We start from the raw sequence: 12,984 nt of genomic DNA on the forward strand, positions 1-12,984 counted from the left end.
ACGATAAAATTCTAAAACCATAATCGTACTAAAGGTCTAAATGGCAGAAACACTATTCTTCAACGCCTTACGGGAAGCCATTGATGAAGAAATGGCACGTGACGCCAGCGTATTCGTTCTCGGTGAAGATGTCGGACATTACGGTGGTTCCTATAAAGTTACCAAAGACCTGTACCAAAAATATGGTGAACTCCGCATTCTAGACACCCCCATTGCCGAAAATAGCTTTACCGGCATGGCAGTGGGAGCAGCGATGACTGGGTTGCGTCCCATAATCGAAGGCATGAATATGGGCTTTTTATTGCTGGCTTTCAACCAAATAGCCAACAACGCTGGGATGCTGCGCTATACTTCTGGCGGTAACTTTAAAATTCCGATGGTAATTCGCGGCCCTGGAGGTGTGGGACGGCAGCTAGGTGCAGAACATTCTCAGCGACTAGAAACCTACTTCCAAGCTGTACCAGGGTTGAAGATTGTTGCCTGCTCCACACCAAGAAACGCCAAAGGACTACTAAAATCAGCTATCCGCGATGATAACCCCGTATTGTTCTTTGAACACGTTCTGCTCTACAACTTGAAAGAAGATTTACCAGAAGAAGAATATTTACTACCCCTAGATAAAGCAGAAGTTGTACGTCCAGGAAAAGATGTCACAATTATCACTTATTCGCGGATGCGGCATCATGTGCTGCAAGCAGTAAAAACTTTGGAAAAGCAAGGTTATGATCCAGAAGTTATTGATTTAATCTCGCTCAAGCCATTAGATTTTGATACTATTGGGGCATCAGTACGTAAAACCCATAAAGTGATTGTTGTGGAAGAATCCATGCGAACTGCGGGTATCGGAGCAGAAGTCATCGCCTCAATTAATGATCGCTTATTTGATGAATTGGATGCGCCAGTACTGCGGCTTTCTTCCCAAGATATTCCCACACCTTACAACGGCAATCTGGAACGACTAACAATCATCCAACCAGAGCAAATAGTGGAAGCTGTGGAAAAAATGGTAGCATTGCGGGTTTAAAAGTTAGGAGTGAGGAGTCAAGAATTTTAAAGCATGAGTCTTAACTCCCAACTCTGCCAATTTTAGATTTTTTCTTCAATCCAAAATCCAAAATTCAAAATCTAAAATTGAATGACTCTCAACTCCTAACTCATAATTCATAACTCATAACTCCATAAAAGAGCGCTATTATAGCCTTTGTCAGTTGCGAGTTATGGTATGCAAAGACAGCGATCGCTATTAATCTTGATTTTAGTCCTGGTAATTGCCGCCATTGCGGTGATTACCACAATTTCGATTCCGTTAGGACTGGACTTGCGCGGAGGCTCACAGCTCACAATTCAAGTGAAAACAACACCGGAGATTAAGCAAATCACCGAACGCGAATTGGAAGCCGTAAAAAAAGTAGTTGAAGGTCGCATTAACGGTCTTGGCGTTTCTGAACCAGTGGTGCAAACTGTAGGAAACAACCAAATCCTAGTGCAGTTACCGGGAGTGAGCGATCCACAGCAAGCTGAACGGGTTCTAGGGGGTACAGCGCAGTTAGAATTTCGCACGCAAAAGCCTAATACAGAAACCCAAGTGTTTGCTTTTCAAACATCACGAGCTGAATTGAAAGCAAAGCAACAAGATTTGAGAAAGAGTAACGATCAGGCAGCAATTGTCAAAAATCAGCAAGAATTGCAGAAAAATAATCAAGCGATCGCTGAATTGTTTGAAAGCACAAACCCCCCACTCACAGGGAAATTCCTCAAAGATGCAGCAGGTGAACCCACTCAAGGCAACAATTGGAATGTTGCCATTCGCTTCGACCAAAAGGGTGGTGAACTGTTTGCCGAACTGACGAAAAAACTTGCCGGTACAGGACGCAGCATTGGCATTTTTCTAGACAATGAACTGATCAGCGCTCCGACAGTCGGGCCAGAATTTGCTGCTAGTGGTATTAGTGGTGGTAGTGCTGTAATTACAGGTAGGTTTACCCCACAAGAAGCTAACAACTTAGGTGTGCAGCTACGGGGGGGTGCTTTACCCGTACCAGTGCAAATCGTCGAAAACCGCACTGTTGGGGCAACTTTAGGTAAAGATAGTATTCAACGCAGTATTTACGCTGGTAGTGGCGGATTGCTGTTAGTATTGATTTTCATGTTAGTTTACTACCGACTACCAGGGTTAATTGCTGACTTTGCTTTGATTATCTATGCGCTATTGACCTATGCCACCTTCGCTTTGCTAGGCGTTACATTAACTCTCCCCGGTATTGCCGGGTTTATCCTCAGTATCGGCATGGCAGTTGATGCTAATGTATTGATTTTTGAGCGCACCCGTGAAGAACTACGCGCTGGTAAAACTTTATATCGTTCTGTAGAGGCAGGATTTTACCGAGCTTGGTCTAGCATTTTAGACAGTCATGTCACATCATTAATTTCTTGTGCAGCATTGTTTTTCTTAGGAGCAGGTTTAGTTAAAGGCTTTGCTTTAACATTGGCGCTAGGGTTAGGAGTGAATTTGTTTACTGCCATTACTTGTAGTCGCACACTGCTATTCCTATCATTGCAATTTCCCAACTTGCGTAAGCCAGAGTTGTTTTGTCCCAATCTCTCAACATCAATTAAGTCTGGGGCGGAGGTGCAGTCATGAAAATTAGTGTCGTCAAACAGCGGGGACTTTGGTGGGCAATTTCTGCCACCTTAATGAGCATTGGCATCGTGGCGATGGTGATTTCTTGGCAACAATTAGGCGCACCGCTACGCCCCAGTTTAGATTTTGTTGGTGGTACGCGACTACAATTTGAACGCGATTGTACACAACCAAACACCTGCACTCAACCGATTGAAACCTCTGACGTGAGGGAAGTAGTTGACGCTCAGAAGCTAAATAATAGTAGCATCCAAGTTGTTGGTAAAAACCAACAGGGAATATCCATTCGCACAAAGACATTAGATGTTGAGCAACGCACTCAGTTGCAAACAGCTTTGAGTGAAAAACTTGGAGCCTTTGACCCGAAAGCCACCCAAATTGACACCGTTGGCCCGACACTTGGTCGTCAACTATTTTCTCAAGGGTTATTAGCTCTGGTTGTCTCCTTCGCTGCGATCGTTATTTATTTGAGTGTGCGGTTCCAGCTGGACTATGCCGTAATCGCAATTATTGCCTTGTTCCATGATGTTTTGATTACACTGGGTGTTTTCTCCATCTTGGGATTAGTAGCAGGTATTGAAGTTGATAGCCTTTTCGTCGTTGCTATTTTGACTATTACTGGTTTCTCGGTAACAGATACCGTGGTCATCTACGATCGCATTCGGGAAATACTGAAACTACATCCTAACGATCACATTGACAAAGTTGTCGATGATGCAATCAATCAAACTTTAACGCGATCAATTAATACCACGTTTACAGTTTTGCTAACGTTATTTTCCCTATTCCTATTTGGCGGCGAGACTCTGAGAAACTTTTCTTTAGCTTTGATTATTGGCTTCACGATGGGCGCTTATTCAAGTATTTTCATTGCCGGTTCTCTTTTAGCTTGGTGGCGAGAGCGCAAGAGTCAATCCCAGGTGGGAAACACCGCTGAACCAATTGATACATCTGCCAGTTCCCAGGATAGTTAAACTTGTGTGTATTTCACAATTGGGTTAAAGCATTCTGAATTGCTCATCTATAGCTTGGCAATTTTATTCCCCTATGGATAAACCGGAAGAACCATTAACTACTGTCCCAGACTTTGAGAAATCTGACCCATCGTTTGCTCAACAAGTACAAAGGCTACATCAGCTGACAGTATATGGCAGGTGGCTATTTGTGGGCTGTTTGTGGCTCACAATTGCACCTGTTTCCCTGTGGGGTTTACGTGCAGAAATTTCTCTGTGGCAACAATATTTTACCTGGGTAGCGGTGCGATATGGACTCTTCTACCATCCACTGTCTACTTTCGGTTTAGCCTTTTGTCTGGGGATGACCGCTGCTGTTTTAGTTTGGCAAAGTCGGAATATTCTACTTGGACTACCACAGCAGGAAAAACAACGTTTAGAAAAACAAGTTTATCGGATACGTCAACAGGGAGCAACTCATCCTCTGTGGAAATGGGTTTGTCATTAATTTTTCTTTCTCGTTGCATATACATATACACGTACAGCAATTTCTAGCAAAATATCAATTAACCATACAAAGATATTGCCAAAAGTGGATGTCATACATGAACGAGTCTCAGATTCAATTTAGCGAACAGCTTTGCTGCGCCGGAGGCGATGGCAAGTCTGAAATTGACCTTTACCAACTCCAAGAACTGTTAAACGTTTCAGCTTTCTGGGCAAAAGGCCGCAGTATTGAAGATTTAGGTATAGCCATTGCCAATAGTGAGCCAGTAATTTCCGTCTGCCTTCGCGATCGACTCATTGGCTTTGCTAGGGCAACATCTGATGGCATCTATCGCGCCACGATTTGGGATGTTGTGATTCATCCAGAATATCAAAGTACTGGGCTGGGAAGCAAATTAGTGGAAACAGTTTTGAGTCATCCCCGCATGAGGTGGGTTGAGCGCGTTTACCTGATGACTACTCACCAGCAGGGTTTCTACGAAAAGATTGGTTTTCAACCCAACACCACCACTACGATGGTGTTACACAACTTAGCTAACCTTGCTTTCGTTCCTGCTACAGAAGATCAGCTTCAGGAATCACTAGGGGGATAGAGATTTGTAGTCTGGTAAGCTGCTGAGGTAGTTCCTTTGCAATGGTCGAGGTCAGGATTTCCAGCTTTCCCCCCATAACTTCCACTAAAGTCTGATTGATTAATAGCCTCATTCCTGGAGAAAGAGCAGCCTTCTTTTGCTCAATCTGGGTCAGATGATCTTCAGATTTGATCAAATCAATCGGCTCGCTCCAGGGTATGGCATGGGTTGGTATATCCAGCCAAATGTTTACAAAATTATTTGTAGCTAGGGTGCTAGTGGAAATACAGATACTGCCTTCCTCCATTTGAGTAATGGCAGTGTCTATTAAACTTATCAATATTTGGCGGAGCCAGAGGTAATCTGCCAAAACATAAATTTCTGGGTCGGCAGGTGACAATTGCAAGGGAAAATTGCGATTTGCCGCCAGCATATAAGTTAAGTTATGAACCTCTTCTAAAATTTCGGCTAACGGTCTGGGCTGAATATTTAATTTATTGGTACCGTGTTCAGTTCTAGCAACGCTGAGAATTTCATCCATCAGCTTAAGCAGTTTCAGCGTTCGCTCTTGAGCTTGGGCAATAAATTCTCGCTCTTCAGCTGGATCTTCACACAAATCCGACAAAATTAACTGATGTAAGCCAATCAGACCATTCAGAGGCGATCGCAATTCATGGCTAGTCCGTGCCAAAAAACCAGCTTTAAACTGGCTCATTTCCCTTGCCATTTGGTATGCCAGCTGCGTTTGCTGTAGTTGTTGCGATATTGGTGGCATATCCTGTTGATCTAATGGTGCTACTGGGGAGGAGCTAGATGAAACCTTTGACGAGCGCACAAATAACTGACGGAAAACCATACCTAGTGCTATTCCTACTCCTAGATATATCCAGTTGCTCCAATTCATAATCTGGCAATTATTAACTTGTTAATTGACTACAACAGCACAAACTAAAGTTCCAAATTTCTCTGTTGTTCAAATCAGGAAAACAATATTATAGCTAGCTATATCTGGTTATCAGTCGAAATCTCTAACTTTATCGCACCTTGCCGCAAAATTTGCCAATTTATTCCTGTCCATTTTGCAACAGTGGAAGGTATACCCACCCCTGGTATTTCACCCTCGTATTCTGTCGTTGCTAGAGTCAGAACCTTAGGAAACTGAGCCTCAATTTCTGTCATCGTTTGCAAAGGCGGCTGACCAGAAAAATTGGCACTAGTAGTAGCAAGAGGGCCTGTTTGTGCCAATATAGTTTGGGCGATCGCACTCTTTGGGACTCGGACGCCAATTGTTGTCGGATCAATAGGGTTGATAACTTTGGGCAGGCGATCGCTCGCTGGCAAAACTAACGTCAGCCCTCCTGGCCAATATTTATCTGCTAGCTCTTGCCAAACTTTATACTCGTTCTCACTACCTTTAACATACAGCCACAAATCTTCAGCACTAGCTGCCATCAAAATCAAAGGTTTGTCTTGACTGCGTTGCTTCGCTGCAAAAATTAATCCTGCTTTTTCTGGTATCGCTGCAAGTGCAGGAACTGTATCAGTAGGAAAACTCACCAAAAGGCCAGCACGTGCACCAGCTATTAAATTTGTTAGAGAAACTTGGGTCATTTTTACGAAGTTAGGAGTTAGAAGTGAAAAATTTCATAACTCATAACTCATCACTCCTAACTTTTATAGGCCAGGGCAAAGCGTTCAATTCCAGCTAAGTCCGGGTGAATTTGAATTTTACAATAGCTACCTTGATTTTGCAAAAGTTCTCGCACTGCATCCGCCTGTCCTGCCATCATCTCAATTAACCATACGCCACCCGATCGCAAATAACTAGGGGAGATTTCTATCAAATGGCGAATGCTATCTAAGCCATCAGCGCCACCATCCAGAGCTAGATGTGGTTCATGGTTAACTACTTCTGGTTGCAAAGTAGGTAAGGTGCTGGTGGGTATGTAAGGGGGGTTCGACACCATACCACTGAACTGACCTTTTAAGAATGCTAGTGGCTCCCACCAGAAACCTTGATAAAATTTAATCCGGTCAGCAAGACTCAAATTATCGGCGTTGGCTTGGGCGATCGCCAGAGCTTCTAAACTGTAATCAACTGCATGAATTGTAGCTTTTGGCAAGACATCTGCTAGTCCCAAAGCGATCGCTCCACTCCCAGTTCCCAAATCTGCCCAGTGTCCTGAAGTATTGCTAGCAGCTGCTAAAGCTAAATCAATTAAGCACTCTGTCTCTGGTCTGGGAATCAAAACCGCACTCGACACCGCAATATTAAACTGACGCCAAGGTGTAACTCCCGCAATATACTGCACTGGTAAGCGGTCATTTAATCGCCTCTGCCATAACTGGTCTAACTCTTCTAGCGGTAATTGCATCTGAATTTGCGGCCAGTTTTTGAAAGACTCCAAACGCAGTGCCAAGCGGTCTAACCCAGCTACCTCTTGGAGCAGCCAATCTACCTCCATTGGTGGGACATCAGTGGCGATTGCTGCTTTCAGAGCAGCGTTCCGCCACTGCCAAAGTTGTAAACCAGAAACTATCAGATGTTTCTCCCCTATGCCTCAACCTGGGAGTGCATATCCGTTATTTTTTCGCGGGCGCAGCAGCAGGTCTGGCAGCTGGTGATTGATTCGGCGCAAGCGATCGAATAAAATTGATGGACTCTCTTGATGGATACAGAACAATTTTATTTATACCAGGATCATTGCTGCTATTGAGAGCCTCCATAACACCGTACAAATCCACCACCTGAATTTCAGTGTTGTCTGCTTCCTTTGGCACGGCTTTTTTGAATTGGTCTAACAGAGCCACTGCTTGTTCTTTCTCAAAAAAGAAAGGGATGTACCGCTCATTGCTTTTGGGAACAGGAATAGTCAGATAGCTATTATCTTTCTTAAATTTGGGTACAAATAAAGGAATACCATTGAATTGCTCCGCTTTTTTACCATTTTGACTCAGCATACTTGTTGCTGAGGCTACTTGCTGTTGCGTCGGTACTAAAGTATAAATTACAGAGTCTGATTTCTTTTTGCTTTCTTGGACTATTTTATAGTAGTCTGCCAAGGACAAAGGTCTCACCTGTAGAGTGCCTGCCAACTGGGGGTTTTCTTTTTTGAGCCGATTGTCAAGGAATTTTTGAGCATCTTGCTTGCTAATAAAAAATCCCACTTGAGAGACAGGCTTGGATGCGTTGTTCCTCGAAAGAACTACGAATTCGCCTTTGGGATTGGTGAGCGTGAATACAGGTACTTCTTGAAGCTTTTTGACTACCTGATCTTGTGGCAACGCCAGCGCTTCTAGATTAGCTATTCCTGGTAGATTGCCTATTCCTGAGAGTCCCGCTAAAAATACACTGCCAGCTATACCCAATGTTGCGCCCAAGCGAATAAATGATTTCATGACTGCTCCTCGCATCAATAATCCAATTAAATTAAACAAATGGTTGGATTTGCACAGCACCAACTAGCTTTAGTTATATAGCAATCTATTTCAGTTGTAAAAAATTCTTTGTGCACGTTGAGGTTGAGTGTTAACCGTCAACGGTCAAAATCCAATATTCCGCAACTATTTAGGATTGCTATAGTATCGTTTTCACAAATTGACTGTGCTAACGTTGTGTTTTTATCGGTTTTGCTTCGCTATTCACCGCCAAATGCCGTAGATGCCTATTATATGTCTTCTCAAGCAGTGAAAAATCTCTCTATCTCTGGAACCTTGGAGATGATAAATGCCATTTTATCGGCTTTTTCTAATATCGGGTGACGCTGTTACTTAATCAATCGTTCCATCTGCGATTAGTTTAATATCTTCTCAAATCTATACAAAGCTCAGTATCAGGAATATCTTACTGCTTAAGGGCGAAATTCCCCTGTTAGGCTTCAACAGCCAACCCAACAGTAGAACAGGCAATTTATTCTTATCCGTAAAAATGTACAATTTAATTGCAGATCTTAGCAATAAAACTCTAGTTAATCTGCCTTAGCAGTTAAGTATATTACTTGAATCGGGATGACAGGATTTGAACCTGCGGCATCCTGCTCCCAAAGCAGGCGCGCTACCAAGCTGCGCTACATCCCGGTTAAACTTATCTACTTTTTGCGGTTTGGTTTTAACTTACCAATCAAAGCGATCGCGCTTTCACAAAAGTTATTAAGTTTATTATATCAGATAATATAGCTCATGCCTAATATCTTTTATTTTCTGTAAAGACGAGCTAGATTACATGCTTACACTGATAAAGGTTTTTCTGCCGACTTATTACAAGAGATATACTTGCTCGTCCATCGGCTAAACCTTGCCAAACCAAATCAAAATAATAGATTTTTACTACTATACCTGATTTTATTGTGCGAATCGGGTTTTATTTTGATTGAGCGTTAGTGAGGATACCAGAACATACCTTTGATGCCTTCCGGATCAGCCATAAACCCCATAGTTCGGTAGAAATCTACAACATGAGGGTCGGCGAAGAGAGTGACATTACTAATTTCTTCACTCCTAAGTTTTTTGAGAACGTATTTCATCAGTGCCTTGCCCAGTCCTTGACTTTGAAAGTCTGGGTGAACCACCACATCCCAAATAGTGGCATTAAACGCGTGATCTGAGGTAGCGCGGGCAAAACCAATGAGCCGCTTTTGGTTTCCTCTCACCTGCCACATTGAGGCGACAAGAAAACTATGCTCAATAGCTTTTTTCACTTTTCTTAGAGGACGACGCGACCAACCAACTGCATCACAGAGTTCTTCTAGCTCATACAGGTCAATATCTCGCTCCGTGCTGAAGACGATGCGAGCTTCCTTTGAAGAAGCTTCGCTAATGCTGCTGGGGTTGGAGTTGCCCGCAGCATCAACTGTATGCTCTTCAAAGGGGTTTGTCCTAGTTGTCGCTACAGATTCAGGAGTACTAAACCAAGTTTTCCAAAAACCCATGCCAACGTGGTTCGGGTAGTATAACTGAAATGGTTTCCACTCTCAGGAGTGTTGATTCACGTTTAACATAGCTACCCCCATTTACTACCCCTTACACTCAAATTTTTTCGTTTGTTTTCGGGATTTGCAATGGTAACAGCCAGTTAGAGCGTGTTTCACACCAATCATTTTCAACTTTAGCATTTTGTTGTAAAGGCTAGGAGAAATTCACCAAAAGGGTAAGGATATAAACAATTCAAAATTTACTCATTCAAAATTCAAAATGGAAAAACCTAATCCTGGCAATTGCTCGTATAGAGCTTAAATGCAAGTTAGCTTAGGAGTGAATTGTATACAAGGGATTACTTGGGAAAATTCTTCCCCAGTCCCCAACACCCAGCCCCCAACACCCAGCCCCCAGGTGACGAAAGCAAGCGAGTCTTACCCTTAACAATGGCTTCTGGTTTAAAATCTTCAACACTGGAACTCCTAAAGCGCTTTAACCGAGCGTTTCCCCAGTTTTATGAGCAATTCGTCAGCAGTGAGATTCAACTGCAAAATTTACGGCTAGCCTACCGTCTTTATAAAACTAGACGCGCTGTTATTGAGCTGAAACCGGAAGGTAGCAAAAGTGCCTTGCATTTTGCTTACCGCAACCAATCTTTTCTCCTCAGCGATATTTTTGGTGTACTAGCAGCTTATGGGTTGACTATCCACGGTCTGAGTCTATACGGTCAGATCCGTCCGCCAATGTTAGTTTTTATCAAACTGTTGGTGTCTCGTGGTAGTAAAGCCTTGACCGAGAAAACCGCAGAAAATGTCTGTCGCGCCATTCGTGAAGCTTTAGGAGGTCGGTTTGAGGTAGAAGAGATGCTGGCAGTGGAATTCAATCTTGACACTGGCCTAGAGCAGGTACAAACTGAGTTCTATGTCGATCCGGTCTTTCATCTCCCTGCCTTAGTGATTGAAGCCGATAATCAACCAGGATTATTCTACAAGGTGATGTATGCCATCTGGCAGGAAGATTTGCTAGTAGTCAATGCCAATTTATTGGTTTGGCGTGGACGTACACGGCTAATTCTCTACTTGTTGGGGCCGAATGAAAGCCTGATTCCAGAATATCTCGGTCACAAAATTGCCGAAGGGGTGCGACAGAGGTTGCTGGGGAAATGAAAAAAGTGAGGAGTTATGAGTTATGAGTTAAAAATTAACAATTCCTAACTCCTCACTCCTCACTCCTCACTTTCTTACTATTCCGTATTTAGTCGCACCCGCCCTTAGAGGTACGATATAAGTATGGCAACTATCGAAATCTTGGGCGTTCCACACGCATACGAGCTAACGGCTCCCACTTCCTGCCCCCATGCTTTAGTATTTATCCACGGTTGGCTCAATAGCCGTGGATATTGGCAACCTGTGATTTCCCGCCTATCAGATGATTTGCAGTGCCTGTCCTATGATTTGCGGGGTTTTGGTGAATCCCAGTCCCAGGTAAAAACCGATTTTAGTCGGGCACAAACGTCTCTGAGTCTTACGTCCATCTCCAGTAGTGCGGTTGGCTCACCAATCGATTCTCTTTATACTCCTGCTGCCTATGCTCATGATTTAGCAGTTCTTCTGAAACAGCTAAATATTACCAGTGCTTGGCTAATTGGTCACTCCTTGGGTGGGACGATCGCTCTTTGGGGAGCAGATCAAATACCTGAGTGTGTTAAGGGAGTTATCTGTATCAACGCTGGCGGTGGTATTTACCTGAAAGAAGCCTTTGAGCAGTTTCGCTCGGCGGGTCATAAATTCTTGCAAGTCCGTCCGCGTTGGCTGTCCCAAGTGCCTTTGATTGATTTGCTGTTTACTAGAGCCAGTGTGGCACGTCCTTTGGAGCGCTTTTGGGCACGTCAGCGGCTGATTGATTTCGTTGTAGCTGATCCAGAAGCAGCTCTGGGAACTCTGTTAGACTCCACAACCGAAGAAGAAATCAATCGTTTACCTGAGCTAGTATCCCAATTGAAGCAGCCAGTTTATTTTTTGGCTGGTGCCGAAGATAAGGTTATGGAACCCAAGTATGTACGCCATTTAGCTAGCTTTCACAGACTGTTCCAATATTGTGGTGACAATGTTTTGGAAATTCCTGATTGCGGACACCTGGCTATGTTGGAACAGCCGGATGCAGTGGCTGATCACATCCGGTCAATAGTCAAAAGTCAATAGTTATTGGGCATTGGTATATTTCCTCCTGTGCTCCCCCTGCTCCCCCTGCTCCCCCTGCTCCCCTGCCCCTCATGACTGTGGGTAGTACAACTTCATTACCTGGGTAAGTGCTAACCTAGACTCAACGCCCAGTGTCAGGGGAGATGTATGACCAGAGGATAGATGGTCAGCGGCGGCACAGCCGATCATGGCAGCGTTATCAGTACAGAATTTTAGAGGGGGGAATAGGACGCGTAGGTTATGTTCAACGGCGGCGGCTTGGAGGTTTTTTCTTAACCCGCTATTAGCTGCTACACCGCCACCAATGGCAATTGTGTCTAGACCATAGTCTAGGGCACAGGTGATCGCTCTTTTGGTCAGCGATCGCGCTACGGTTTCTTGAAAGCTAGCTGCTACATCTGCCACTGGTACTTGTCCACCATCTTTTTCTAACTGCTGCACTAAACGTAATACAGCCGTTTTTAACCCACTAAAACTGGAATCATAACGATGAAACCCCCCACCCGGTAGAGAAACTTTTCCTTCTGGTAGGGGAAAGGCTTGAGGATTGCCCTCTTGTGCCAGTTTATCAATCATTGGACCACCGGGATAACCCAGCTTTAACAATCGCGCCACTTTATCAAAGGCTTCACCTGCGGCATCATCACGGGTTTGTCCCAGTGTTTCGTATATACCACAATCTTTGACATAAATCAAGCTTGTATGTCCGCCAGAAATTAATAAACTCAAGAAAGGGGGATTTAAAGTTGGTTCGCTCAAATAAGTGGCGTAAATGTGACCTTCAAGGTGATGAACTCCCAAAAATGGTTTGTTGTGTACCATCGCTAGGGTTTTGGCAGCAGTTAACCCCACCAACAGCGCTCCTACCAGTCCTGGGGCACAAGTGGCAGCAATTGCGTCAATTTTCTCCCAGTCTAGTTGGGCTTGCTCTAGGGCTTGAGCGATCGCTTCATTGATTGTTTCTAAGTGCTGGCGAGACGCTACTTCTGGCACTACCCCGCCATACTGCTGATGGACTGGAATTTGCGAGGCTACGATACTACTGCAAACTTTACGATTGTTAACAATTGCGACGGCTGTTTCATCACAACTGGTTTCTATTGCTAAAACGGTTGCCATTGAGAGTGCTGAGTACTTAGTCTTGAGTAATAGAGACAAAATCTTGCTTCTTTACTACCCTACAACAATAATTCTTA

General features: G+C 43.9%; 13 protein-coding genes and 1 tRNA gene. 7 read left to right on the forward strand and 7 right to left on the reverse strand.

Annotation, left to right across the window (positions count from 1 at the left end; genetic code table 11):
- Window positions 1-40: 40 nt before the first annotated feature.
- The 5 genes from V7K48_RS04545 to V7K48_RS04565 all read left to right on the forward strand — a co-directional run bounded on the left by V7K48_RS04545 (window position 41) and on the right by V7K48_RS04565 (window position 4,694).
- Window positions 41-1,024 (forward strand): alpha-ketoacid dehydrogenase subunit beta, encoded by a 984-nt coding sequence (locus V7K48_RS04545; protein WP_334970445.1) that lies wholly within the window; start codon window positions 41-43, stop codon window positions 1,022-1,024.
- Between the two features lie 198 nt (window positions 1,025-1,222).
- A complete protein-coding gene (secD, locus tag V7K48_RS04550) occupies window positions 1,223-2,641 on the forward strand; it encodes a protein translocase subunit SecD (RefSeq protein ID WP_335070257.1) in 1,419 nt (472 codons plus the stop codon).
- Window positions 2,638-3,615, forward strand: coding sequence for a protein translocase subunit SecF (gene secF / locus V7K48_RS04555; protein ID WP_335070000.1), 978 nt, complete (start codon window positions 2,638-2,640; stop codon window positions 3,613-3,615). Before secD ends, secF begins: the two co-directional genes overlap by 4 nt.
- A gap of 73 nt (window positions 3,616-3,688) precedes the next feature.
- Window positions 3,689-4,102: a hypothetical protein gene (locus V7K48_RS04560; protein WP_335070002.1), complete on the forward strand. Its 414-nt coding sequence runs from the start codon at window positions 3,689-3,691 to the stop codon at window positions 4,100-4,102.
- Between the two features lie 97 nt (window positions 4,103-4,199).
- The gene (locus V7K48_RS04565; RefSeq protein WP_335070005.1) at window positions 4,200-4,694 is read left to right on the forward strand and encodes a GNAT family N-acetyltransferase; all 495 of its coding nucleotides are present in this window, start codon (window positions 4,200-4,202) and stop codon (window positions 4,692-4,694) included.
- Here the strand turns inward: V7K48_RS04565 and V7K48_RS04570 are convergent.
- The 6 genes from V7K48_RS04570 to V7K48_RS04595 all read right to left on the reverse strand — a co-directional run bounded on the left by V7K48_RS04570 (window position 4,657) and on the right by V7K48_RS04595 (window position 9,601).
- Window positions 4,657-5,577 carry a sensor histidine kinase gene (locus tag V7K48_RS04570; RefSeq protein ID WP_335070007.1) on the reverse strand — a complete coding sequence of 307 codons (921 nt, stop codon included), beginning with the start codon at window positions 5,575-5,577 and terminating at the stop codon, window positions 4,657-4,659. The two genes, V7K48_RS04565 and V7K48_RS04570, sit on opposite strands and share 38 nt — an antisense overlap.
- A 98-nt stretch (window positions 5,578-5,675) precedes the next feature.
- Entirely contained in the window at window positions 5,676-6,284 is a 609-nt protein-coding gene (locus V7K48_RS04575) for an L-threonylcarbamoyladenylate synthase (protein ID WP_335070009.1), read from the reverse strand.
- Between the two features lie 56 nt (window positions 6,285-6,340).
- Entirely contained in the window at window positions 6,341-7,231 is an 891-nt protein-coding gene (gene prmC, locus V7K48_RS04580) for a peptide chain release factor N(5)-glutamine methyltransferase (protein ID WP_335070259.1), read from the reverse strand.
- A 25-nt stretch (window positions 7,232-7,256) separates the two neighbouring features.
- Window positions 7,257-8,072: a Tic22 family protein gene (locus V7K48_RS04585; protein ID WP_335070011.1), complete on the reverse strand. Its 816-nt coding sequence runs from the start codon at window positions 8,070-8,072 to the stop codon at window positions 7,257-7,259.
- 604 nt (window positions 8,073-8,676) lie between these two features.
- A tRNA-Pro gene (locus V7K48_RS04590) sits at window positions 8,677-8,750 on the reverse strand.
- 299 nt (window positions 8,751-9,049) lie between these two features.
- Window positions 9,050-9,601 (reverse strand): GNAT family N-acetyltransferase, encoded by a 552-nt coding sequence (locus tag V7K48_RS04595; protein WP_335070013.1) that lies wholly within the window; start codon window positions 9,599-9,601, stop codon window positions 9,050-9,052.
- 432 nt (window positions 9,602-10,033) lie between these two features.
- Here V7K48_RS04595 and V7K48_RS04600 point away from each other — a divergent pair, with 432 nt between their 5' ends.
- Window positions 10,034-10,753 carry a hypothetical protein gene (locus V7K48_RS04600; RefSeq protein WP_012410214.1) on the forward strand — a complete coding sequence of 240 codons (720 nt, stop codon included), beginning with the start codon at window positions 10,034-10,036 and terminating at the stop codon, window positions 10,751-10,753.
- 123 nt (window positions 10,754-10,876) lie between these two features.
- On the forward strand, window positions 10,877-11,788 hold the full coding sequence (locus V7K48_RS04605) for an alpha/beta fold hydrolase (protein ID WP_335070015.1): 912 nt from the start codon (window positions 10,877-10,879) through the stop codon (window positions 11,786-11,788).
- Window positions 11,789-11,857: 69 nt separating this feature from the next.
- Here V7K48_RS04605 and tsaD read toward each other — a convergent pair whose 3' ends face one another.
- Window positions 11,858-12,907 carry a tRNA (adenosine(37)-N6)-threonylcarbamoyltransferase complex transferase subunit TsaD gene (tsaD, locus tag V7K48_RS04610; protein ID WP_335070017.1) on the reverse strand — a complete coding sequence of 350 codons (1,050 nt, stop codon included), beginning with the start codon at window positions 12,905-12,907 and terminating at the stop codon, window positions 11,858-11,860.
- Window positions 12,908-12,984 lie beyond the last annotated feature (77 nt).

The organism is Nostoc sp. (assembly GCF_036919615.1).
Lineage (GTDB): Bacteria > Cyanobacteriota > Cyanobacteriia > Cyanobacteriales > Nostocaceae > Nostoc.